General features: G+C 39.5%; 22 protein-coding genes. 12 read left to right on the top strand and 10 right to left on the bottom strand.

Annotation, left to right across the window (positions count from 1 at the left end; genetic code table 11):
- Positions 1-147: 147 nt before the first annotated feature.
- From EHQ64_RS15490 to EHQ64_RS15475, 4 genes are all read right to left on the bottom strand, one after another.
- On the bottom strand, positions 148-519 hold the full coding sequence (locus EHQ64_RS15490; protein ID WP_135650711.1) for a TIGR04452 family lipoprotein: 372 nt from the start codon (positions 517-519) through the stop codon (positions 148-150).
- A gap of 219 nt (positions 520-738) precedes the next feature.
- Entirely contained in the window at positions 739-1,053 is a 315-nt protein-coding gene (locus EHQ64_RS15485) for an antibiotic biosynthesis monooxygenase family protein (RefSeq protein WP_135650710.1), read from the bottom strand.
- 68 nt (positions 1,054-1,121) lie between these two features.
- Entirely contained in the window at positions 1,122-1,898 is a 777-nt protein-coding gene (locus EHQ64_RS15480; protein WP_135650709.1) for a helix-turn-helix domain-containing protein, read from the bottom strand.
- A gap of 56 nt (positions 1,899-1,954) precedes the next feature.
- Complete coding sequence (locus EHQ64_RS15475) at positions 1,955-2,155, bottom strand: YgaP family membrane protein (RefSeq protein ID WP_135650708.1); 201 nt, start codon at positions 2,153-2,155, stop codon at positions 1,955-1,957.
- A gap of 132 nt (positions 2,156-2,287) precedes the next feature.
- Between EHQ64_RS15475 and EHQ64_RS15470 the strand changes: the two genes are divergently transcribed.
- Positions 2,288-2,854, top strand: coding sequence for an ion transporter (locus EHQ64_RS15470; protein ID WP_135650707.1), 567 nt, complete (start codon positions 2,288-2,290; stop codon positions 2,852-2,854).
- A gap of 47 nt (positions 2,855-2,901) precedes the next feature.
- Positions 2,902-3,873 carry a UDP-glucose 4-epimerase GalE gene (galE, locus tag EHQ64_RS15465; protein WP_135650706.1) on the top strand — a complete coding sequence of 324 codons (972 nt, stop codon included), beginning with the start codon at positions 2,902-2,904 and terminating at the stop codon, positions 3,871-3,873.
- 56 nt (positions 3,874-3,929) lie between these two features.
- On the opposite strand, the gene EHQ64_RS15460 is transcribed toward galE, so the two are convergent.
- Positions 3,930-5,591 (bottom strand): thiol-activated cytolysin family protein, encoded by a 1,662-nt coding sequence (locus EHQ64_RS15460; protein ID WP_135650705.1) that lies wholly within the window; start codon positions 5,589-5,591, stop codon positions 3,930-3,932.
- Positions 5,592-5,950: 359 nt separating this feature from the next.
- Between EHQ64_RS15460 and EHQ64_RS15455 the strand changes: the two genes are divergently transcribed.
- Entirely contained in the window at positions 5,951-6,664 is a 714-nt protein-coding gene (locus tag EHQ64_RS15455; RefSeq protein ID WP_135650704.1) for a cupin domain-containing protein, read from the top strand.
- A gap of 83 nt (positions 6,665-6,747) precedes the next feature.
- On the opposite strand, the gene fbp is transcribed toward EHQ64_RS15455, so the two are convergent.
- Positions 6,748-7,770, bottom strand: coding sequence for a class 1 fructose-bisphosphatase (fbp, locus tag EHQ64_RS15450; protein WP_135650703.1), 1,023 nt, complete (start codon positions 7,768-7,770; stop codon positions 6,748-6,750).
- 183 nt (positions 7,771-7,953) lie between these two features.
- Here fbp and EHQ64_RS15445 point away from each other — a divergent pair, with 183 nt between their 5' ends.
- From EHQ64_RS15445 to rpoD, 7 genes are all read left to right on the top strand, one after another.
- Positions 7,954-8,385, top strand: a complete 432-nt coding sequence (locus EHQ64_RS15445; protein WP_135650702.1) for a hypothetical protein — start codon at positions 7,954-7,956, stop codon at positions 8,383-8,385.
- 273 nt (positions 8,386-8,658) lie between these two features.
- Positions 8,659-8,874: a hypothetical protein gene (locus tag EHQ64_RS15440; RefSeq protein ID WP_135650701.1), complete on the top strand. Its 216-nt coding sequence runs from the start codon at positions 8,659-8,661 to the stop codon at positions 8,872-8,874.
- A 148-nt stretch (positions 8,875-9,022) separates the two neighbouring features.
- Entirely contained in the window at positions 9,023-9,487 is a 465-nt protein-coding gene (locus EHQ64_RS15435) for a hypothetical protein (RefSeq protein WP_135650700.1), read from the top strand.
- 201 nt (positions 9,488-9,688) lie between these two features.
- Positions 9,689-9,898: a 30S ribosomal protein S21 gene (gene rpsU / locus EHQ64_RS15430; protein WP_135650699.1), complete on the top strand. Its 210-nt coding sequence runs from the start codon at positions 9,689-9,691 to the stop codon at positions 9,896-9,898.
- A gap of 41 nt (positions 9,899-9,939) precedes the next feature.
- Positions 9,940-10,389, top strand: a complete 450-nt coding sequence (locus EHQ64_RS15425; protein WP_135650698.1) for a GatB/YqeY domain-containing protein — start codon at positions 9,940-9,942, stop codon at positions 10,387-10,389.
- Between the two features lie 12 nt (positions 10,390-10,401).
- Positions 10,402-12,192 (top strand): DNA primase, encoded by a 1,791-nt coding sequence (dnaG, locus tag EHQ64_RS15420; protein ID WP_135650697.1) that lies wholly within the window; start codon positions 10,402-10,404, stop codon positions 12,190-12,192.
- An 11-nt stretch (positions 12,193-12,203) separates the two neighbouring features.
- Entirely contained in the window at positions 12,204-13,970 is a 1,767-nt protein-coding gene (gene rpoD / locus EHQ64_RS15415) for an RNA polymerase sigma factor RpoD (RefSeq protein ID WP_135650696.1), read from the top strand.
- 101 nt (positions 13,971-14,071) lie between these two features.
- Here the strand turns inward: rpoD and EHQ64_RS15410 are convergent, their stop codons facing one another.
- Positions 14,072-15,685: a glycerol-3-phosphate dehydrogenase/oxidase gene (locus EHQ64_RS15410; RefSeq protein WP_135650695.1), complete on the bottom strand. Its 1,614-nt coding sequence runs from the start codon at positions 15,683-15,685 to the stop codon at positions 14,072-14,074.
- 62 nt (positions 15,686-15,747) lie between these two features.
- On the opposite strand from EHQ64_RS15410, the gene tyrS reads away from it, so the two are divergent.
- Together tyrS and EHQ64_RS15400 are read left to right on the top strand one after the other, a co-directional pair.
- On the top strand, positions 15,748-16,965 hold the full coding sequence (gene tyrS / locus EHQ64_RS15405; protein WP_135650694.1) for a tyrosine--tRNA ligase: 1,218 nt from the start codon (positions 15,748-15,750) through the stop codon (positions 16,963-16,965).
- A gap of 12 nt (positions 16,966-16,977) precedes the next feature.
- The gene (locus tag EHQ64_RS15400; RefSeq protein ID WP_135650693.1) at positions 16,978-18,177 is read left to right on the top strand and encodes a polysaccharide deacetylase family protein; all 1,200 of its coding nucleotides are present in this window, start codon (positions 16,978-16,980) and stop codon (positions 18,175-18,177) included.
- 18 nt (positions 18,178-18,195) lie between these two features.
- Here EHQ64_RS15400 and EHQ64_RS15395 read toward each other — a convergent pair whose 3' ends face one another.
- The 3 genes from EHQ64_RS15395 to def form a co-directional block, all read right to left on the bottom strand.
- A complete protein-coding gene (locus EHQ64_RS15395) occupies positions 18,196-18,705 on the bottom strand; it encodes a hypothetical protein (protein WP_135650692.1) in 510 nt (169 codons plus the stop codon).
- Between the two features lie 178 nt (positions 18,706-18,883).
- Positions 18,884-22,237, bottom strand: a complete 3,354-nt coding sequence (locus EHQ64_RS15390; protein WP_135650691.1) for an efflux RND transporter permease subunit — start codon at positions 22,235-22,237, stop codon at positions 18,884-18,886.
- A gap of 40 nt (positions 22,238-22,277) precedes the next feature.
- Entirely contained in the window at positions 22,278-22,808 is a 531-nt protein-coding gene (gene def / locus EHQ64_RS15385; RefSeq protein ID WP_135650690.1) for a peptide deformylase, read from the bottom strand.

Genomic DNA, 22,808 nt, shown 5'->3' with positions numbered 1-22,808 from the left:
ATTCGAACGCTATTTATTTTTATAATATTCAAAAGATTCTTTGTACATTTAGGATATGCTTCTTATAAACATTATCCTAAATGTGATGTATCAGTATTTGTTACCGATTTTTTCAATTCAAATCGCTTCTTAAGATCATGTAAGCTCTTATAGAATTAATCCGTCAGCTTCCAATTTACAAGAAGAGAGTATTGTAAATGTAGCTCCAATAAGGAATCCTTTCATACCTTTAATATCATTCACACAAGCATCCACTTCGGATTTTTTATAATACTTATCAGACTCAATCCCTGAAATTGTAGGTCCGAGTAATGATCCGAGGGAGATAAAAGTATACCCATAAAATAAAGAAGAATTTATGATATCGGTCGTTATTGCTGCGTCTTGGATTCGAGATGAGGCTTCGCTTCCCTTGGTCCTATCGTAAGTAAGGCCGATTGGATCTAAGATCGCACAATTTGTTACGATCAGCGACACAAGAAAAATGAAAATGGTTTTATAGAAGGTTGATTTTGTCATAGATATTTTAGAAAAATTCAGAGACCTAAATAAATAACCATTCTTTTTTGAAATTTAATTTCAAATTTTATAATATACTAAAAATATTTAATTCATTTGGGATATAGGCTATTTCGAATTACCTATTCTTGTTTCAAAATATATTCGAGCCTATATCCCAATCAGGTTAAGAGAGTTAGTTTTACTCACTATATTTGTTTTTGAAAATGATCGTTTGATTTATATTTTAGAAATTTCAAAGATACCTCTTTCAATCGTAATCCCGAGTCTTTGCAACATTGCAGGCATATCAAAACCTTCTTCTTGATACTTTGTTAGAACTTTGTTCTTTGCATTCGTGATCGCTTCTTCGTCTTTCCAAACGGCTATAGTTACGAATTGTAACTCATCCCGATTTTTTTCACGAATATAGGCTGAATCTTGGACAAAACCGGAAAGAGATTTGATGAACTCTCTATTGATCTTAACTCGATTGAAAAATTCTTCCTGGGAATTTTTCGGAACTGTGAATGTATCTATTAAAATTTTTTGCATACGTTTTCTTCTCCTTTTGGATCAGAATAACGTATTTGCAGGATCAAAAATTGTAAAAAATCAGGAATTTACCAGAATGGAAGGATCCGTTTAAAAAATTGTTTAGGAGTTTCTCCGGTAAAAGTTTTGAAATCTTTGATAAAATGTGCCTGATCAAAATATCCAGCCGAATAAGCAGACTCCGTAAGAGTTTTATCCTCGGAATGATCGTCGATCAGATTTTTCATCCGGATCATATTTGAAAATTGTTTGGGAGTTGTTCCTATCTGACTCCTGAATTTTTTCTCGAAAGAATCCATACTATAAGGCACACCTTTGATCAAATCCTGGATCTTTATGGAGCCTTTGGACTTATGTATTTTTTGAATAGAGTCCAAAATAAGTAAATCGGGTTGCGAATCCTTCCATTCGGATATAAGAAAATTTTCGATGAGTGCAATTCTTTGAGAATTAGTCTTCATGTCTGATAGTTTTTCTTCTATTTCCCGGATTATTCTTGGTGAGATCAAATCGTCCAAAGAGATCGTAGATCCGAAAATCCTATGTAATGGTTCTTTGATAAAATTAGAAGCTCCAGCTTCTTTAAAAATGGCTAATACGGTAGAGGTTTTCGGAGAGTATTCCAGAACCCTGAATATTTTTCTAAGCCCGGTGATCGCGGAATAGGGAAGTCGAGTTTTAGATTTTTCATCTTGGCTTGTTATCGTTCCTTGGATCCGAAAGGACAAAACCAAAGAAGAACTAGGCAATATTCTATTTTGCATTCCTTCTTCACTTTCTATGATCAGAAAATGTTCGATGAATGGTCTAAGTATTTCTCGAGGTACGAATTTTTCTACTTTCACTCGGCTCTTTAGTGAAAGTTTGAACTATTTTTATTACGACTCAAGCAAAAATTCTGTTATTTGTTGGTCCTGGTGTTCCAGCCAAATAAAGAATAGATTGGGCACCAGCCGATGATCCCGGTCGCTAGTATAACAAATCCTATTCCAAAAATGATCAGCTTATACAAATCTTCTATATAGAATGCCCAAGCAATTAAGGACGATCCCAATATTACCCTGAGCGCTCTATCCCAAAAATTCGAATTTATAAATTTCATCCCAAACACCTATTGACTTAAATTCTATTCGAAATATTCTTTCGTTTTAATTCTTTGTTAATGATTGGACTACATATGTTTTTCAATGTAAATGATGACAATTATCATAAGCGATAAAATTTTAGAAGGGTCATGAAAATCGATCGCTACATTATAAAAACTATCATTAAGACATTTGTCGAATATACTCTCATTATTTCATTGGGAATATTTCTGATCTTTTTAGACGAGAACGAATTTGCAGGTTTAGAGATTAAATATCTCATATTGATACTTGCAGGTTTTAAATCTTGGTATTTCTTTGTAAAAGGTTTTAGGAGAATTTCCGAATTCTCCGGATTGGATCTGAAATATTATGAATTTTTGGTGTTTATTGCCTTCAATATCAGCGTAATCGTCATATCGTTCGGATTTGATTATTTATGTATTTATAAAACTGACATGGGGTCTTTTTCCGGACTTCCTAAGGATCTGGAATATCCTTCCTTATTTTTTAAATTCATATATTTTAGTCTAATGATCTTTACCAATATCGGGATCATAAAGATTGTTCCGGAAAATACTGAAGCCGAGATTTTAGTTATTTTCGAAGCAATTCTTTCTTTCATAACGATCATTTTTATCCTATCCGATTTCTTAAGCCTTAAGGAATCATTGGTAACTTCCAAACCTAAGGATGAGAGAGATATCAAGGAATAAATTCATTTTTACAATTTTTCCCTATGGAAAACAAAGGTAGAATCCATATGAAAAAAATCCTAGTCACCGGTGGCGCCGGATATATCGGCTCACATATGAATAAGTATCTCTATAAACAAGGTGTAGAGACCGTAGTATTTGATAATCTTTCCAATGGTCATGAAAAAGCAGTTAAATGGGGAAAATTTTTCAAAGGTGATCTTTTAAATAAGAACGATTTAGAGAAAGTATTCTCCGAAAACGAATTCGAAGCGGTGATCCATTTTGCAGCATTCGCATACGTTGGGGAATCCGTCACAGATCCTCAAAAATATTATATTAATAACGTATTCGGGACCTTGCAGCTATTAGAAACGATGCGTAAATATAGTGTGAAATATTTTATTTTTTCCTCCACATGTGCAACATATGGAGCTGTGACAGAAGTTCCTATCTTGGAAACAACTCCTCAGGATCCGATCAATCCGTACGGACAATCCAAACTGATGATCGAAAAAATCTTATCCGATTATTCTCATGCTTACGATTTAAAATTCGTAGCGCTTAGATATTTCAATGCTTCCGGTTCGGATCTGGATATTGGAGAGGAGCATGATCCTGAAACACATCTACTTCCGATCGTCATCGAAAAAGCATTAGGTAAAAGAGAATCTCTTACCGTAAACGGAAACGATTATGATACAAAAGATGGAACAGCGATCAGAGATTATATTCATGTAATGGATTTGGCCCAAGCGCATTATTTAGGTTTAGAATATCTGAAGAAAGGTGGGAGTTCCGATTTCTTTAATTTAGGAACAGGCCAAGGTTTTTCCATCCTAGAAATTATTCAGACTGTAGAAAAAGTTTCTGGAGTAAAGATCCCTTATAGTATTGGACCAAGAAGAGAAGGAGATCCTGCTAAGTTGATCGCGGATAATACGAAAGCGAAAAATGTCTTAGGCTGGGATCCTAAATTTGCTAAAATAGAGGATATCGTAAATAGCGCTTGGGAGTTTCATAAAAACCATTCCCACTAAAAAGAAAAGGCTTCTTCCCCAATGGAGAAGAAGCCTGAAAGATCGGCTTATAGTGATTAAGGTGCTGCTGTTTCGTTCTCTTCCAGAACGGACCAAGCTCCAGTAACTTTGTTTAGCTTGTATCTATAAGTAAGCTGTTTTCCACAGGTACTTATGCTCTTTGCAAAATTACGACTGCGTAATACGGTTCCATTCAATTTTAGATCGAAGTCTAGACTGGTTCCGAAACAATTTGCATTGTACATTTCTACTGTAAATTCATGCTCGGACCCAACACTCATTGCGTTGTTCAGATTTATTTCTGGCCCTGTATAAACATCTGCTTCAGGATTTGTAGAGAAGAACTCTTGTCCATCCATTAGGAAACGAACTTTATCGTCCACTTTCCCTAATTTAGCGGTAAAGACCTGAGGATTTTCGGAATATGTAGCCTCACAATCTCTTTGGTCGTAAACTGTGGTGTAGCTCATTTTCGCTACGGAACGATCTTTAAGATAGTTTAATGTATAAGCGATAGGTGCTCCAGGATTTGCTGCGGAATAATTCGCTGCTTCCGGATTTGCTAAGAAATTCCTGATCGCCTGATACATACTTCCTGGAGTAGAAGAATCTGCTGCGCTGATCGGAGCTAATGCAAGTCCTGCATTCCCACCTCTTACGAAGTAAGCAATCCTTGTTCTATCCAATACTTGTTCGTGAGTGACGGAAACTTCTCCACCAATCGGAGGGACTGGAGAAACTGCGGAAAGAATTCCAGGATCCCAAGCAACTTCCAAAGCTGTTTTGACTTGAAGTGCAGTATACTCTGATTCGAGAAGGAAATATACAACTCTACCGTAGGATACTTTTGAAACGTATAATGGAGGATTGTTTTCTGCAATTTGGCCTTCAGGATCTTGGAAATTGGTCCCGTCTTTGAAAACTGAAGTAGAAAGAGTAGGGTCTTCGAAATTTACGTCGTAGAATTTTTGAGTGAACTTCATTAGAATGTAGTTCTTCTTACCCAAATTATCGATTCCTAAACTTACCTTTAAGCCAACGTCTGAGAATCTAGCATCTAATCCTAAGTTGAATAGCAGATGATTTTCGTTATACACTTGCTCTACGCTAAAAGATGCATCTGCAGCTGTTCCTACAACATCAGTAGAAAGAATATCCTGGATTCCTTGCTGCACATTAGATGCGCTGATTTGTTCGATATCTTTGGAATAAATCGCATTAGGAGCCAACTTCAAACCGGTAAGGAAGATTTTTCCTCCCGATCTAGGGATCGTAACCGGAGTGTATCCGCCTGCTTGTAAAAACTTACCTTGCAGAAGAGAACCTGGATATAAAACTTCAGCTCCTTGGTTCAGGATCGCACGATCCACTAAACTTCTAATCTCGGATGCTCCCCATTTTGTGGTAGTACATGCATAATGTCCGGTTTTAGATTCCGGAACTGGGATACCCGCAGGAAAAGGAGTAATCGCTTCTTTTGAAGCGGAAGTCAATGCTTGTCCATAGGATGGTTCTGTATATAGATCTCCGGAACTTGCAATTTTAGCCGCTCCTGGCCCTGTCGCTTCTTCAACATGTTTTGTAGCTCCGTTTCCAGAACCTGCCAAAAAGCCTAATAACCCGCTTAAATTCGATTTATTTGGGGAACAACTCGCGATGAATCCCGCAGTTAAAGCCGCCGAAACCGCTGCTTTAGTCCAATTTTTCACTATCTTCATCTTTCAAAATACCTTGTTTTATATTTCAAACGCTAACAAAAATATCTGCCCAAATTATTGTAGCAAGCGCTAAAATGAAATTATGATATTTTTATTAATTATTAAAACGTAATATATAAGAAGAATGAAAAATGATATATAAGAAGTCTTAGAGGAAAGTAAGAATAGGTCAAAAAATATAAGAGGGAATTAAGTGTGGCCTTTGCTTATAAAAAATCCTGTTTTACTATCGCAAATGAATGTAAATTGAGAAGATTCGGATCTGGATTCCGTATTTAGAACTGTCTTATTGCGCAACCGATATCGTTCATTCCGAATTCGAAAGCATAGAAGAAAAAAGAAATGATCCGGATCTAATTTTGATTTTATATTCGGGAATGTTTCAAGGAAATACAATACAAAGGATTGTTAAGACATTCTTACTCTTTCTATCAGTATATCTCTGTGTGAGTATGATCTTGCATCATTATATTCTTCCGGAAACTTCTCCACAGATCATGGATTATCCTAGATCGGGAGATATCATTATTAATAAATTCTCAAAAGAGAAGTTTATATTTAGAAAAACATCAGTAGAGTCTGACGGAATGTATTCTCAAAACGATCTATATATAGACAGATCTGGATTTGATCCGAGGCCTCATGTTCATTTGAACCAGGATGAAACATTTCAGATCTTAGAAGGAGAGTTGACTATTTTAATCGAAGGTAAAGAGAATACGATCAGAAGAGGCCAAACTTTTACGGTTCAAAGAGGATTTGTACACCAATATCTAAATTTAGGAAAAGAAGAAATGCACGCGATCGTTACCGTAAATCCTGCGGAAAAATTCGATCTAATGCTCACTCAATTTCATGGATTTTTTACCAAGGATGAAGAACCTCCAAACGAACTTATTTGGTTCCTTCAGACGATAATGTACAATACGTACTACGATACATATCCGGCAAAGTTTCCTGTCCTATTTCAAAGAGCTCTTTCATTTATATTATCTCCCACAGTAAGGCTCATGGGATTACATAGCTGGTATCCAGAGTTCTCGGAAAAATGGAGGCATTCCGAAAATCGTTAAATTCTGTATCCTCGAGGGGGAAGGTGAGTTTATCAGAAGCGGATCTTCTTATAGAGCAAGAAGATCCGCGTTTTTTTAGAGGATTATTTTTTAATAAAGGTAAGGAAATGTTCCACTTCTTTTTTGGAACCGACTACGAATGTTGTTCTTTCGTGTAATTCCTCAGGCTCAAGATCTAAAATTCTTTTTCCTTCTACAGTGACTGCCATTCCTCCCGCTTGTTCTGCGATCAATGCCATAGGAGCCACTTCGTATAATAGCCTCAATTTTCCTTTAGGATATTTAGAAGACTTTGTATCGTTCGGATAGAGAAAGATCCCACCCTTTAATAGGTTTCTATGAAAGTCAGCTACAAGAGATCCGATATATCTTAAAGATTGAGGTTTACGTCCGCCTTCAATAGACTTGATATTACGAATATAATTTTTGACCTCATCCGACCAATAATCGTAGTTCCCTTCGTTGATAGAATAGATCCCACCTGACTCAGGCATTTTCATTTCTGGATGAGAAAGTATAAATTCCCCGCAGGATGGATCTAAGGTAAAACCGGAGACTCCTTTTCCTACACAAAGAACCAACATTGTAGAAGACCCGTATACGATATATCCCGCCGCTCTTTGTTTAGATCCTTTTTGTAAAAGATCTTCTTTTACCCCGGGAGTTCCTTGGGGAGAAGTTCTCAAATGAACTGAAAAAATAGTACCTATGGAAACGTTTGCATCAATATTAGATGAACCATCCAATGGATCGATTGCGATCGTATATTTACCGATCTTATAACCGGTTGGGATCGGAATAATTTCTTCCTGCTCCTCGCTTCCCATTACGCATAAATGCCCGCAACGAGTGAGTGTATGGGTAAATATTTTATCCGCATACTCGTCCAACTTCATCACAGTTTCACCCTGGACGTTTGTTTGGTCGGTTGCGCCTAAAATATTTTCTAAGAGACCTGCTTTACGTACTTCTCTAGAAACTACTTTTGCTGCGTAAACCAAATGGCTCATGAGTGCCGTAAAATCTCCAGTTGCCTGGGGAAGTTTGAGCTGTTCCTCGATCAGATATTGGGAAAGACTCATTAATTGTGTAGGGTGGGCGCTCACGGCGGTTCTCCTTTTGGTTTTTTCAAGTATACCGGATATAAAATCGCTCCCAGGCAGGTTGACAAGCGGGATTTCTCATAGAATCCGAACCCTTATCCAAGGATGATCTATTGGATATAAGGGAAGAAGGGCCTGAAAAAGTAAGGATTTTCCTACTAAGACTGGTCGATATTGCTATAAGAGATGGAAACCGAGAACCAAAAACAGCCTATCCCGGATGTATTCGAAGAATTTACGAATCAATTCCTCAGGGACGTGAAAAACTCTTTGAGCACTGAAATGGTTCTAACTCATTTTTATTTCCAAGACCTTTCTCAGTACTTTAAATTATTGGGAGAACAAAAATCAGGCGAAATTTTAGAAGAATTAAAATCAGTCATCCAGGCTCATCTTCGTCCGTACGATAAACTCTATGTTATGAACTCCAGATCCTTTCTCACATTCTGCCCGGATTGTAGATTGGATATAGTCAAAAGCAGATTCGACGAAGTTATCTTCCAAGTAAATCATCTCATCATAGATTACGAAATTCGTTTCTTAGAAATTTTAGAACCGCTCGATTCTTTCCAACCGGTTTACGAAAAACTTCTAAAACCTCAGCCTGAAAACGTATAAAATTTTCTTTATAAAACCGTTTCGCACAGAGAACACGGAGTTCACGGAGAAATTGTACATATCAAATGTTTTATAACCCAGTGCTCTCTGTGGCCTCCGTGCGAAAAAAATTAGGAATTCTCACGCAGAGGCGCAAAGCCGCGGAGATAAGAAAGGGTTGAAGTACTAATCGCGCGTTTAGTACTTACGTTTAAAAATAATTCTCCTCCGCCAAAAAAGGATCTAGAGAAAATCTTAGCTTGTACCGTAAATCAAAACGTATGGGAGGCAAAGATGAAAGATAGGGCAAAACGGTTTAAGGATACCTTGGAACGTTATATCAATTATCGAGGGATCGATATCATCCTGACTCTTAAAGACGGAACTGTGATCGAACTGGATAAAAACAGAAAAATGAACGGTGACATTGTGATCAAAAATGGAGACTTCGGAATTGAAGCTGAAATTGAAATTTCCTCCATCCAAAAGGCGGATTTTTTCGCGGCTTAAATCATTCTAAAATACGGTGCTGATTTTAGTACCGAAATAGTTCTTCTTTTTCATTCCTAAAAATCAATATAAGTCCCTATTTTCAGGGATTAATCCTTGTCCGAGAAATTTTTCTAGAGTAGAATTTCTCCCCGCAAACGGGGGAATTATGGAAGCTTTGGGACTCATCTTCTTAGCCGGCATTGTCGGAACCATTTGTATGTCTCTATCTATGTGGTCGATCCATTCTGCTGGTACTATCAATGCAGATATGATCCGTGCAGTAGGTAGTTTTTTCACGAAAGATATGGAAAGAGCCTTGGTGCCAGGAATTATCACCCATATCATTTTTGGTGTGATGTTTGCATTTCCATATGCATTCCTGATCAGCCTTGCTCCTCATCTTTTCATCGCTTCTGTGGTTACAGGAGGGGCAGTGGGATTTTTCCATGGATATCTAGTAGGGTTTCTACTTGTGGCACTAGTGGCCAGAAACCATCCTTTGGAACAGTTCCGCGAGGCAGGGATCAGTGTCGCAGCGGCCCATGTTTTCGGACATTTGATTTACGGAGTGGGCGTTGGCGTCATACTTGGTCTGTACGGCTTCGATTGGACCCAACTTTTGGCCATATAAGGTCATTTTGGGGTTTTCCGGTTTTTCAGGGTTGGAGACTGGCCAATTGGCCTTGACTTCCTACCCAGTCAACAGAAATTAGTAAATACGGGGTATTTTGTCCCCAGACTCCGGACCACTGGTATTCCAGATGGTCAGTATCGTATTTTATGATACAGTTTATCCGGTCCTAAAACAATCCAAACAGGAGAAATCCGCCGAATGGTAGGAATCATTGTAAAGGAAGGCGAGTCCATCGAGTCCGCTCTCAAACGTTTTAAGAGAGATTGTGCGAACGCTGGAATTATGAGCGAGATTAAAAGACGCGAGTTTTTCGAAAAGCCTAGCATCAAAAAGAAAAAGGCTCTCGAGTCTGCTAAACGCAAACTAGAAAAGAAAAAACGTCTCTTCTCCCGTAAAGACCGCGGTTAATTCCCGGTCTTTTTTGGGTCCTAGGAGATAGGGGAACGGGCATGTCCCTGCAATTAAAAATAAATACCGACCTGAAAGAGGCTATGAAAGCGAAAAGCGAGCCTCTTCTCTCCACGTTACGCCTTCTTAAGGCAGATATACAATATGAGCTTACTAAAAACGGAGCTCAAGAATTAAGCGACGAACAAGTCATCGTATTAATTAAACGCGGTTATGCAAAACGTACTGATGCAATTGAGATGTACGAAAAAGCAAATCGCACTGATCTAGCAGATAAGGAAAAGGGTGAGGCCGAAGTCCTAAAATCCTATCTTCCTCCTGATGTTCCTGAAGATCAAATCATTGCCGCTGTAGAAAAATTCATCCAAGAACTGGGAGCCTCCGGACCTAAAGATATAGGAAAGGTTATGGGCAAAGTGATGGCTGAGTTCAAAGGCGGGAATATTGACGGATCGAAGGTTTCTGCGATCGTAAAATCAAAACTCTCCTAAGCAGGCAAAACCTTGCAGTTCCAAAGGGAATTTATCGACCGAGTCCGTAGGGAAGTTCCCATCGAAAGTTATATCAGTCGATTTGTACCTTTGCAAAAAAGGGGAAGGAATATGGTGGGACTTTGTCCTTTCCATCAGGAAAAATCCCCTTCATTCAACGTTTCTGTTGATAAACAATTCTATCATTGTTTCGGATGTAAGGCTTCCGGAGATCTATTCCAATTCGTAATGAGTTACGAGAGGGTAGATTTTCAAAGAGCAAAAGAGATCCTTTCTGAGTATGCAGGAATTCCGATCCAGGAAAAAGCAAAAGAAGAGATAGAAAGAACTGAATTATTATATAAAGTGAATAAAAAGGCTCTTCTATTCTTCCAAGAGAATCTAAGAGGACCTTTAGGACTGGCGGCAAGAGATTATCTAAACTCTCGCGGTTTGGGAGAAGAGATCCAAAGATCCTTTCAACTTGGATACGCTCCAGGTGGTTTCCAGAATCTAGTCGGAAAAGTTTTTACCTCCAGAGAAGAGATCAAGGCAGCCTTAGAAGTAGGACTGATCCGAGAATCTGAAAAAGGAAAAGAACCTTATGATTTTTTCAGAGATAGGATCATGTTCCCTGTTTTCGACCTTTCCGGTCGTGTGATCGCATTTTCCGGAAGGATTTTAGGTCCCGGAAAAGAGTCTAAGTACGTGAACAGTCCAGCTTCTTCCATATTCGATAAGGGAAGGACATTTTATCATCTTCACCAAGCTAAAGAATTTATCCAAAAATCCAGAACTTCAATTTTAGTGGAGGGATATCTGGATGTGATCGGTCTCGTAGATAAGGGATTGGAAAATACGGTCGCATGTATGGGGACCGCTGTCACAGAAAATCATATCCGGACCATGAAAAAGTTCTCGGACAAGTTTTTACTCGTTCTGGATGGGGACTCTGCAGGTCGTAAAGGTGCTCTTCATGCAGCAGAACTTTGTCTGAAGGAAGGACTGTATTGTTTTGTAGTATTATTGCCGGAAGGAAAAGATCCTTTCGATCTTTCCAAAGAATTAGGTCGCCAAGAATTACATAAACTTTTGGAAAACCAAATCCCTGCCTCTTCCTTTGTGGTAGAAGAACTCTTGGAAAAAGCGGATTCTCGAGCTTTGCCTGAAAAGAAAAGAAAAGCTCTCGATAATTTGTACCAATTTTTGAAGGGATTCAACCGTGATTCCGACAAAGAGTTTTTCTTGGGCCTGGGGGCTCGGAGACTCGGGATCAGTATGGACGCAGTTTTACGAGATTATAAGGGAGGGGGAGCCAAGTTTGCCTCTCCAGGGTCCGATAATAATAGGGATAAATCTGTAAAACGTAGTTCCGGGCCAAATCCTGCTGAAAAATGCGAAAGAGAGATCATAGCCTTACTCATTAAGGCGAATCATTTATTTCGTTTTTCCGAAGAATTATCCGGATTGGAATTCTTGGATCCTAATAGTGCGTTTTTATGGGACTTTATTTATACAAGATATGCGAGTGAGGAAGAAATTTCTCCAGCATCCATAATTTCTTCGGAGATCCCGAATGAATTTAAGGAATCCATTGCTCCGTTCCTGATTTCGGAAGTGGATATGAGCCCGGAAGACTCTATTAAGGTTTTTAAAGGGCTATTAAATCAGCAGAAACTTTTCGTGATCGATAAGAGAATGGAAGAGTTGGATTCGGGCTCACCTATGGATGATCCCGAACATTTTACAAAACTGGCATATTACAAGACCGAGAAAGCAAAATTATTGGAGTTCATCCGTAGTGAAAACTCGGGCGTAAGATAGGGGACCGCAGAATGGAAAATCTACAAAGCATGCCGGAAGTTCAGAAGATCATCGCGATAGGAAAGGCGAATAGCGAAATTTCCTACGACGAGATCAACGAGATCCTTCCGGACAAGATCTTAAACTCTGAGAAGATTGACGATGTATTCACTCTTCTTCATGAAATGGGAATCGAGATCGTAGAAGAGTATACTAGGAAATCTTTGGAGCCGGCTTCTTCTATCCTGCCGAAAGATGATCCAGCTTTACCTGCTAAACCGGCTCGTAAAAAGAAAGAAACCGCCTCGTCTGCAGGCGGCTCAGAAGATCCAATTCGTCTCTACTTAAAAGAGATTGGAAAAGTAAATTTGATCTCCGGTGAAACGGAAGTCTTTCTCGCTAAGAAGATAGAGAAGGGTGAGAAAATCATAGAAGAAACCATCTTAGGTTCTTCTATCCTTAGAGCGAACTTCATCAAACTTCTTCCTAAGATCCGTAGTAAGAAAACCAAAGTATATGATCTAGTCCGAGTGGACAAGATGTATGCGATGAATGCGGAAGAAGCGAAGAAGTTAGAAGAACTTTTCTTCAAGAACATCTCAGTTATCCAAGAGCAAGAAAAAGTTTTACAAGAAGCTCAATCCAGGATCCGCAAATATTCGGAGAACTCCAAAAAGTATAAAGAGTTCAAAGAGAAAATCGACATTTCTAAAGGGATCATTGACACGGCAGTTCGCGAGTTAGGTGTTTCCCAAAAAGAGATCCAGAAAATTTCTCAAAAGATCAAATCTATGGTCTTCAGGATCAAAGAGATCGATCGTCATTTCTTAAAGATCAAAGCCCAATACGGTTACGACGTAAAAGATATCAAAGCATTCAACCGCTTCATCGAGAAAAACGAGAAGTTGGAAGATATCGAAAAGATGATGGGAGTCTCTATCGACGAGGTTCGTGAAGTCATCAAAGATATTCGTAACAACGAACGTAAACTTCGTCGTATGGAACAAGAAGCCGGTTCTTCCGTCCAAGAGATCAAAGATTGGGGCGAGAAGATCATCAAAGGAGAAAGAGAGATCGCTCAAGCCAAAAAAGAATTGGTGAAAGCGAACCTTCGTCTCGTTGTTTCCATCGCAAAACGTTATGCAAACCGTGGAATGCATTTCTTCGACTTGATCCAAGAAGGAAATATCGGTCTTATCAAGGCTGTTGATAAATTCGAGTATAAGAAAGGATATAAGTTCTCCACGTATGCTACTTGGTGGATCCGTCAGGCGATTACTCGTGCGATCTCCGACCAAGCTAGAACGATCCGTGTTCCGGTTCACATGATTGAACAAGTGAACAAGGTAATCCGAGAAACTCGTCTGTTTGTTCAAGAATTCGGTCGCGATCCTTCCAATGAAGAGATTGCAGAACGTTTGGGCTGGCCTGTTCAAAAAGTAAAAGCAGTTAAGAACGTTGCAAGAGAGCCAATCTCTCTCGAGATCCCTGTCGGTTCAGAAGAAGATTCGGAACTTGGGGACTTTATCGAAGACAAGGATGTGGAATCTCCTGTAAACTCTGCTGCTTCCAGCATTCTTGCAGAACAGATCCGCCAGGTACTTCATACTCTTCCTGCAAGGGAGCAAAAAGTCATTCGTATGCGTTTCGGTTTGGACGATGGTTATCCTCAAACTTTGGAAGAGGTCGGTTACCAGTTCAAGGTTACCAGGGAAAGGATCCGTCAGATCGAAGCAAAAGCTCTTCGAAGACTACGCCACCCATCTCGTTCTAAGAAACTTAGAGACTATATCGATTAAGATTGTTTGGATTGTTTCGCACAGAGGACACAGAGTTCACTGAGAGAGTTTACCCAAAAATAAAACTCTGTGTTCTCGGTGAGCTCCGTGCGAACTAATTGTTATTTAACTTTCCCATCGTACGTTGATTTGAGTGAATCGATGAGTTCTAGTGCTTCGGATTCTTTTTCTTTTCTGTAGGATTCTTTCCAGCCGAGTGATTTGGCCAAAACCTGAGAAACCGGGGTTGCAAGTTTTGCAGAGAGTTTCAGATCTAAAAATTGGATCCTGAATCTTCGTGCGAGAACGTCGGTGACTGTAAGTGCGAATTCTTCTTTAGCAAACCATTCCACTTCTTCTTTAAAGTATTCTACACCTTTCAAAAGTGGAGTAGGCTTTTTGCCTAGGATAACAAAAACTTCTCCGCCATAAAAGTTTTGGAGACGTTTTGCGGATTCTTCGTTGATCTTATACAATTTTTGGATCTCTTTGTATAAGTTTTCTGAGTAACCCACTTTTCCCGGGAATGCGTATTTTGCAGTTCTGCTTTCTCCGAATTCTTCTAAACTTCCTTCTTTCAATACACGATCGATCAGATCTTCCGCCATTTTTCTATAAGTGGACCATTTTCCTCCGCCCATAGTGATTAGCCCGGATGGAGAAACAAGGATCACTTCTTCTCTAGAAATACTTTTTGTGTCTTGGTTTCCTTCCGGAGAAATAAGAGGTCGGATACCGGAGAATACGGATAGAATATCTTTTCGTTGGAGAGGTTTTTCTAGGTAGTCGGAACCTGTTTGTAGCAGGAATTCTACTTCTGATTCTAATGGAAGAGGATCTTGGGTGACTTCATGGATCGGGGTATCTGTCGTTCCGAGGACGACATGATCTTCCCAAGGAATAATGAATACGACTCGACCATCTTTCGTTTTAGGAATGATAAGTGCAGTTTTACAAGGGATTGTTTCCTTTTTGAAAACCAAATGGATCCCCTGGCTAGGAGAAAGAACTCTATACGTTCTTGGATCATCCTTTAAACGGATATCATCCACCCAAGGACCGGTTGCGTTTACCACAACTTTCGCTTTTACGTTGTAGGTGTCTCCACTGAGAAGGTCTTTTACTTTTCCTCCTACAATTTTGCCGTCCTTCTTCTGGAAAGAAACGAGTTCGGTTTGGCTTAAGACTAAGGCGCCTTCCTTGGAAGCGGAGCGAGCAAGATTTACATTCAGTCTTGCATCATTGAATTGAGAATCGTAGTATAAGATCCCGCCTGTTAGGCCCTTAGTTTGAAGAGCTGGAAAATCCTTTTGGACTTCTTCCTTAGAAACTCTTTTATGAGAAGGTAGATTTCCTTTCCAAGCTAGAATATCATACATTGTCATTCCGATACTGTAATACGGTTTTTCGTATAGTTTGTATGTAGGAAGAATGAATGGGAGAGGTTTAACCAAATGAGGAGCATTTTCCAAAAGTCTTTGTCTTTCCGTTAAAGCCTCATGGATGAGTTTAAAATGAAATTGTGCTAGGTAACGAACCCCACCGTGAATGAGTTTTGTGGAGCGGGAAGAAGTCCCAGAGGCAAAATCCGATTTTTCAAGTAGGGCAACTTTGAGTCCTCGAAGGCTCGCGTCTAATGCGGCTCCGGCTCCTGTAGCTCCTCCGCCCAGGATCAATAGATCAAACTGCTCTTCCTTTAGTTTTTCGAACCGGCTTTTACGATCGTGTTTTTGCATGTACAAGGTCTTCCTGCTTTACAGGCTGATTTCGATGCGTGAAATTGCAATAAAAGAGCCAAATGGAACCTAAAAAACAAATCGAATTGATACGACGTGGAACCGTCGACTTGATCAGCGAAGAGGAACTGACCTCTAAACTTACCAAAAAAAAGTCCTTAAAAATTAAGGCGGGCTTTGACCCTACAGCTCCGGATCTTCATCTAGGGCATTTTGTTTTACTAAGAAAGCTTAAACATTTTCAGGACCTGGGTCACGAGGTGAATTTCCTACTCGGGGATTTTACCGCGATGATCGGAGATCCTACAGGCAAATCCGAGACCAGAAAAAGACTCTCTAAGGAAGAAGTCCTGAAAAATTCGGAGACTTACCAAAATCAGGTCTTCAAGGTTCTGGATAAGGAAAAAACCAAGATCGTCTATAATTCTCGCTGGTGCTCCGGAATGAATTTCGAAGATGTTCTTGTTCTTACATCCAAATATAGTGTCGCCCAAATTTTAGAGAGAGACGATTTCAGCAAAAGGTATAAGGGCGGACAACCGATCTCACTGATCGAGTTTTTATATCCTTTAGTCCAAGGTTACGACTCCGTAGAAATGGAAGCCGACGTGGAACTGGGTGGTACCGACCAAAAATTCAATTTGCTAGTCGGTAGAGAATTACAAAGAGAATACGGAAAAGAGGCACAATGCGTGATCACTCTTCCTCTTCTAGTAGGTTTGGACGGGGTCAAAAAAATGTCCAAGTCCCTTGGGAATTACGTAGGGATTACAGAAGAGCCGATTGATATGTTCGGAAAACTCATGTCCATTTCAGACGATCTGATGTGGAATTATTTCGAATTGCTTACAGATCTTCCCATGGATTCCGTTTCTGAACGTAAAAAAGGGATCCAGTCCGGAGAACTTCATCCGAAAGAAGTCAAAACCGAACTTGCAAAATTGATAATGGACCAGTTTTCCTCTTCGGAGGCAAATACTCAGGCGATAGAAGAATGGAATAAGGTGCATAATCCAAAAGCCAGGGCGATCCCGGAGAATATTCCGGAAACAAAACTTGGTCCCGAATTTTTCGAGGAATCGGAAACTCCTCAGTTGATTTGGATCCTCGCTAAACTCGGATTTGTTCCTTCTACCTCCGAGGCGAGAAGGCTCATCAAGTCAGGGGGGATTTATGTCGACGAAGAGAAACTTTCGGATGAAAAATTTACAGTCTCTAAAAACGCAGAGTACTTGATTCGCCAAGGCAAAAAAGGAAAATTCATCCGTCTGGTCAGTTGACCTGAATAGAACATGCTCAGCGAAGAAGAATCCTCAGTACTTTCCAAAACGATCCGAGAGATCCAGGACAATGAAGTAGAGTCCGAGGTCCTGGAAAAAAAATTTCGTCAGATCCGGATCGGCTCTTCTTTATTCTTCTTCTTGCTTCTGATCCTTACCACGGTTTTTGCTTTGGCAAGAAGATTGGATTCTCTTCAAAACACAGTCCAAAAACAGAACGAGGTCATTTCGGTTCTATCCGAAGATATTACAAGTTTAAGATTGGAAGAACAACAGAGAGAAGAGGAAGTCTTACGATTTAAATCTTCCATACTGGATGATGTTCCGGACGGAGATTTAAACGACGAGGTGAATAAGAATATAGGATCTCTCCAAGCGATCATTCCAAAACCGGGTGCAGGAAAAAATATTAGCAGAGGAAATCCTAAGTTCAAGGAAATTTCTCTCACATTCGATCTAGGAACGGGAGAAGATCTCCAGATACTTTATGAATTTATGATGAGGTTCCCGATCAAGGTTACCTTATTCGTATCCAACGAGAATCCTGCAAAAAAAGGCGGATCTCTTTTTTCAAAAACGAATTTAGTTTATCTTAAAAAATTGGCAGCTCTGAATGATAGGGTAGTTTTCGGAAATCATACTTGGAGCCATTTCAATCTGCCTAGAAGTTTGAAAGAACCTTCTCTTAGGAAAAGAGCTCTTTTGAGCTATGTCGCGGATGAGATCCCTGATTTTAATCTTCTTTTAGAAGAACTAACCTCTGTAGAAGAGAAATTTAAAACAATTACAGGTCTGACCCTTACGAAATATTACCGTCTTCCTTATGGGGCAGTAGATCAGATCATTTTAGATGTGTATGCAACCCAAGGATATGAGAATCATATTTTTTGGAGCAATAATAATGTAGGTTCCTTAGATGTTCCAGACTTCGTATATAAGAAATACATCACCAAAAAAGATCCTACAACTGGGAAAACGAAACTAGTACAAAATCCTCATTATAAAACAAAAGAAGAGATGTTGGATTTTTTATATAGATGGGAAACTTCCGATAAAAATGGAATGAACGGTGCGATTATTCTGATGCACTTAGGTTCACCTAGACAATCCGAAAAGTTGATCTATATTCTACCGGATTTTATCCAGGCAATGTTGGATAAAGGTTATAAGTTCGTAACCGTTCCCGAAATTTTAAATGATAAGCAGGATTAATAGTTAAAAGAAGCCAGATTAGAAATTCTCATAAACATCGGACTCAATTGCTTTTTGGATAGAATCTTCGGCCAATACGTTAATAATATCTGCGAATTCAAAATTAGGTTTATCCATAAATGGATGGGCCAAGTAAAAGAAAGAAGACCAATAAACTTCGACCGTTCTGCTCGCCCTATATTCGAACTTCACATCCCCTTTCTTATTAACAACTTTATGATGCATTATAATCCTATAGTTATCAATAGCAGGATATAGACCAAATAGTAACCCATGTATCAAGTCGGAGATTGGTCCTCGCCGAATGATTTCGGTTCGAATTTCAATTTTTTGAATAAGTATTGGTTCTTTTGTATTTTCAACCTTTTCGGAAAAAACAAAACCTTTTGATGTAAATGAGCGAATTAACTGAGCATGAAATGGATGTATCTCTTTCTGATTTGGTAGATCTTCACAAACTGCTTTTCCAAGAATATCAGTTGGACTAACAAGCTCCTTTTGAACCCAAAAACCGCAGGAATATTCCAATTTTAGTTTTGGAAATCTACTTAACTTTTTAAGATTCTCTTTCGAAATAGGCTGCTCCGGTTCAGAAAGATATTCTAGGTGATATACGCAGGAATATAAAAATAAAAGAAAAAGTAAAATTAGCCTAAAAGAATAGATCCATTTTACTTTTTCCCCGAACATCAGATGACTTTTAAGGTTATTTTTTCTTTTTCCCTTTATTATTCGAAAGCACCGGTTCACTTGAAAATTCTGAACTAGGGAAATATACAGTTCCGCCTGTTAATGATTGCTTCTTCTTTCCTAGGGCAGAATCCCATTTTCCATAAAACCAATTTTGGAAATTATACAAATGAAGATAGAATACAGGAACCATGAGTAGGGTAATGATACTTGCAAATGCAAGTCCCCAACCGAATGCTAAAGCCATCGGAACTAAGAACGGATCATAACCACCGATACCATAAGCTGTAGGAAGTAGTCCTAAAACTGTAGTAACTGTGGTAAGAGTCACGGCTCTTAATCTTAAATTCCCCGTATCGATCAAGATCTCTATGATATTTTTGTTCGGGTTTTCTCTGCGAAGAGTATTAGCGAAATCTACAAGTACGATTGAATCGTTTACAACAACTCCTGCAAGACCCACGATCCCGAGCATTGCCAAAAATCCGAAATATTCTCCATGAGAAACGAATGCCAAGATCACTCCGATAAAGGAGAAGGGGATCGCACTTCCGATTACTAATGGTTGCATCAGAGATCCGAATTGAGAAGCAATGATGATGTACATGATGAGAAGTGCCATAAAGAACAGGAATTTTAAAGAGTTCATAGATTCTTCTGTGTCCTTATTCTCTCCGCCGAATCGAACGATATAACCCGGATACTTATCTATGATCTTAGCTTCATCTGCGATTTTTTTAGCAGAAGCATTTACCTCGTTTGAACTTGCCTGTTTTCCCGCAGCCAAATTACCCGAAACAGTGATGAGTCGTTTTCCATCCAAATGATTGATATTGGAAACTCCAGGAAGTTTTTGCATGGTCACAAGTCTAGAAACATGGATCATTTTCCCGATTGAATTTGAAACATAAACCTGGTTTAAGCTATTTACGGATGTTCTATAAGATTCAGGAAAACGGACTTTTACTTCTACTTCTTCGTCGGTTCTTTTGATCTTAGTGGCCACAGTTCCTTGGAATGCAGTGTTGATCGCTTGCGCGACTCTTGCTACGGAAACTCCGGCGGTAGAAGCGAGAGATTCGCTTACTTTAATCCGGACCTCGTCTTTTCCTTCGTTAAAGTCGTCTGCGATATCCGTGACACCTTTTACTTTACTCAAGACATCTTTGTATTCACCCGCAATTTTTAAAAGAGTATCGTAATTATCCCCTCGGATCTCGATCGCTACCGGTTTTCCAACAGGCGGACCTCCGGAGACTTTTTCATATTCTAATGCGATCAGCTTCCCTCTAAGAGAAGCGAATTCTTCCGGGATCACTACAGGTTCTACGACATCGCATGGATTTTTAATCTCTGCCGCTTCTTTCTGGATTTTTTCTTCTTCTATTTTACGAGAGCTTTCATTAAGGAGCCAAAGAGTTTTTCTGCGTAGTTTTTGAATGATATCATCCGTTTTATGACATTTTTTACGGTTTTCTTCCGCAGTTAGGTATGTCATGATCATCCCAAAATGTTTTCCTCGTTTTGTGAATGGATCATTCGGATTCGCTTGTATAATCCCAACTCGGGTCGCGTAATTTTCCAGATCTTCCGGAGGAACTTGTGCGATCTCTTTCTCGATTACATGCAAATAACGATATGTTTCGTTTAAGCTTGCCCCGGTTTTAGCAGTGACTTTTACATAGAATTGATCTACTGAGCCAGGAAATAATTTAAATTTAGAGAATAAGATTTGGATCACAAAACTTATGATCAAAAGCCCAATAATCCCGATCGTCATCTTCCAAGGATTATTGAGGGCAAATCGGAGCGCCGGAACATATTTCGTATTTCTAAATTTTGAAAACCAGCCGGATTCCTCTTTGATCTCTCCGACTTTTACTCCACCTTTATTGATATCATATAAGTGATTCGGCAAAATGAAGAATGCTTCTGCAAGAGATGCGCATAATGCGATGATCACGACTAAAGGAATACTAAATACGAATTTTCCGAAAATTCCAGGCATGAATAGTAGAGGAGCAAACGCTGCGATCGTAGTAGTTACGGTCGCAGTTACAGGAGATACTACTTCCAAGGTCCCTTTGAGAGTCGCTTCGTAAGGAGGAAGTCCTTCTTCTATATATCTATATACGTTTTCACAGATAATAATCGCATCATCCACCAAGATCCCGACCACTAAAACAAGTCCGAACATGGAGATCAAATTTAAGGTGAGCCCGAATTGGTTCATGATGAAGAATGTCGCGCCGAAGGAAACCGGGATCCCGAGAGCTGTCATCAATGCAACTCTCCATCCTAAAAAGAAGAATAAGGAGCCTGTAACCAAGATCATTCCGAAGGCCGCGTTTGATATAAGAACGTTCAACCTGCGTCGAATATATTTGGATAAATCGTTTACGAATGCATATTGGAATTCGGGAGAAGTTTTACGGAATTTTTCCACGGTGGCTTTTACATTATCTACCACCTTGATTGCGTCCGCACTTTGGCGTTTTAATACTGTAAGAGCGACGGTTTTAGTTCCATTTACGTTTTCAATATAATCCGCTTCTCTTAAACCTTCAGTAACTCTTGCAACATTCTGGACTTGGATCGCATTTCCGATCTCATTTCCTCTAACATGTACTTTGGAAATTTCCTCGGGAGTGTCGAATTCTCCGATGGTCCTTAATATGATCTCTTTATCGGAACCTGTGATATTTCCACCTGGAACGTTTACGTTACGATTTCTTAATGCGTTAATTACATCCTGGCCGGTTAGATAAAATCCAAAAAGAGAGTTAGGTTGGATATCCACCTGCATCTCTGTCTCTCTCCAACCTCTTCTGGAAACCTTTGCTACTCCGGAAATATCTAAAAGAGCTTGTTCGACGATTTTTGCTTGGGCTCTTAATTTTTTCTCATCTTCTACAGAACCGTCGTCGTTTGCAAGGGTGATGGAAACTTCTATCACGGGGGTTCTTGCTGTAGTGATCTCAGTAACAACGGGATCTTCCACTTCTTCCGGAAGATCTTCCACTCTATCGATCGCGGATTTAATATCATCCACAACCTTCTGAGTATCTTTTGCATCCGGATCTAATGTGATTACTATCCCGGATCTACCTTCGATAGAAGCAGATCTGTATTCCTTGATCCCATCTACTTCTTTGATCGCTTTTTCGAGAGGATTAGTGACTAGTTTCTCTACCTCTTGGGGAGAAGCTCCCAAATATAAAGTAGAAACAGAAACGATATCGAAGTTGATATTCGGGAAGGCCTCTCTGTTCATTTTTACCGCGAGATATCCGCCGGAAAGAATGATGAGAACCGTGAGTAAGTTTACGAAGATACTTTTCGAGAGAAAATATTCTATAATGCTTTTCATTGGAGTATTCTGCTTAGGAGGTTTGGATATTAAACGGATCTTAGTCCAAAATAGGACCGGTCAGTTCCATAGAATCGTTGAAGCCGAAAAGTTTCGTATCTTTTAATCTATCTACGTACAAAACCCCGTTTAGATGATCGCATTCGTGTTGGTATACGACTGCAGAATACCCTTGGATCGTTTCATCATGGGTATTCCCTTTTTCATCCATCCATTTCATTTGGATCTTGTTCGGCCTTTCCACATATCCTCTCATCCCGGGAACAGAGAGGCAACCTTCCCAATTTCCGTCTACGGAATCAGTGATTGGTTTGATCTCTGGGTTGATTAGGATCTTTTCTGGAACCCTGGAAGGACCTTCGTCCTCAGGATCCGATCCAACTACAACGATCTTCTTCAAAATGCCGATTTGAGGTGCAGCAAGACCCACACCATCCGCATGTCTCATTGTATCGAACATGTCTCGAATGAGTTTCTTGAATTCCTTCGTACTAAGTTCGTCCGGATGGACCGGTTCGCTGACTTTTCTAAGTAGGGGATCGCCGATTTTGAGTATTTTACGTACTGACAT

Source organism: Leptospira sarikeiensis (genome assembly GCF_004769615.1).
Lineage (GTDB): Bacteria > Spirochaetota > Leptospiria > Leptospirales > Leptospiraceae > Leptospira_B > Leptospira_B sarikeiensis.
This window is presented reverse-complemented; position numbering and strand designations above follow the sequence as displayed.

Coding starts and splice junctions, on each gene's coding strand:
- EHQ64_RS15400 (WP_135650693.1), top strand. CDS start 16,978: ATGCTCAGCGAAGAAGAATCCTCAGTACTTTCCAAAACGATCCGAGAG.
- galE (WP_135650706.1), top strand. CDS start 2,902: ATGAAAAAAATCCTAGTCACCGGTGGCGCCGGATATATCGGCTCACAT.
- EHQ64_RS15485 (WP_135650710.1), bottom strand. CDS start 1,053: ATGCAAAAAATTTTAATAGATACATTCACAGTTCCGAAAAATTCCCAG.
- def (WP_135650690.1), bottom strand. CDS start 22,808: ATGTCAGTACGTAAAATACTCAAAATCGGCGATCCCCTACTTAGAAAA.
- EHQ64_RS15425 (WP_135650698.1), top strand. CDS start 9,940: ATGTCCCTGCAATTAAAAATAAATACCGACCTGAAAGAGGCTATGAAA.
- rpsU (WP_135650699.1), top strand. CDS start 9,689: ATGGTAGGAATCATTGTAAAGGAAGGCGAGTCCATCGAGTCCGCTCTC.
- EHQ64_RS15445 (WP_135650702.1), top strand. CDS start 7,954: ATGGAAACCGAGAACCAAAAACAGCCTATCCCGGATGTATTCGAAGAA.
- tyrS (WP_135650694.1), top strand. CDS start 15,748: ATGGAACCTAAAAAACAAATCGAATTGATACGACGTGGAACCGTCGAC.
- EHQ64_RS15435 (WP_135650700.1), top strand. CDS start 9,023: ATGGAAGCTTTGGGACTCATCTTCTTAGCCGGCATTGTCGGAACCATT.
- EHQ64_RS15490 (WP_135650711.1), bottom strand. CDS start 519: ATGACAAAATCAACCTTCTATAAAACCATTTTCATTTTTCTTGTGTCG.
- EHQ64_RS15475 (WP_135650708.1), bottom strand. CDS start 2,155: ATGAAATTTATAAATTCGAATTTTTGGGATAGAGCGCTCAGGGTAATA.
- EHQ64_RS15410 (WP_135650695.1), bottom strand. CDS start 15,685: ATGCAAAAACACGATCGTAAAAGCCGGTTCGAAAAACTAAAGGAAGAG.
- rpoD (WP_135650696.1), top strand. CDS start 12,204: ATGGAAAATCTACAAAGCATGCCGGAAGTTCAGAAGATCATCGCGATA.
- EHQ64_RS15470 (WP_135650707.1), top strand. CDS start 2,288: ATGAAAATCGATCGCTACATTATAAAAACTATCATTAAGACATTTGTC.
- EHQ64_RS15390 (WP_135650691.1), bottom strand. CDS start 22,237: ATGAAAAGCATTATAGAATATTTTCTCTCGAAAAGTATCTTCGTAAAC.
- EHQ64_RS15440 (WP_135650701.1), top strand. CDS start 8,659: ATGAAAGATAGGGCAAAACGGTTTAAGGATACCTTGGAACGTTATATC.
- EHQ64_RS15460 (WP_135650705.1), bottom strand. CDS start 5,591: ATGAAGATAGTGAAAAATTGGACTAAAGCAGCGGTTTCGGCGGCTTTA.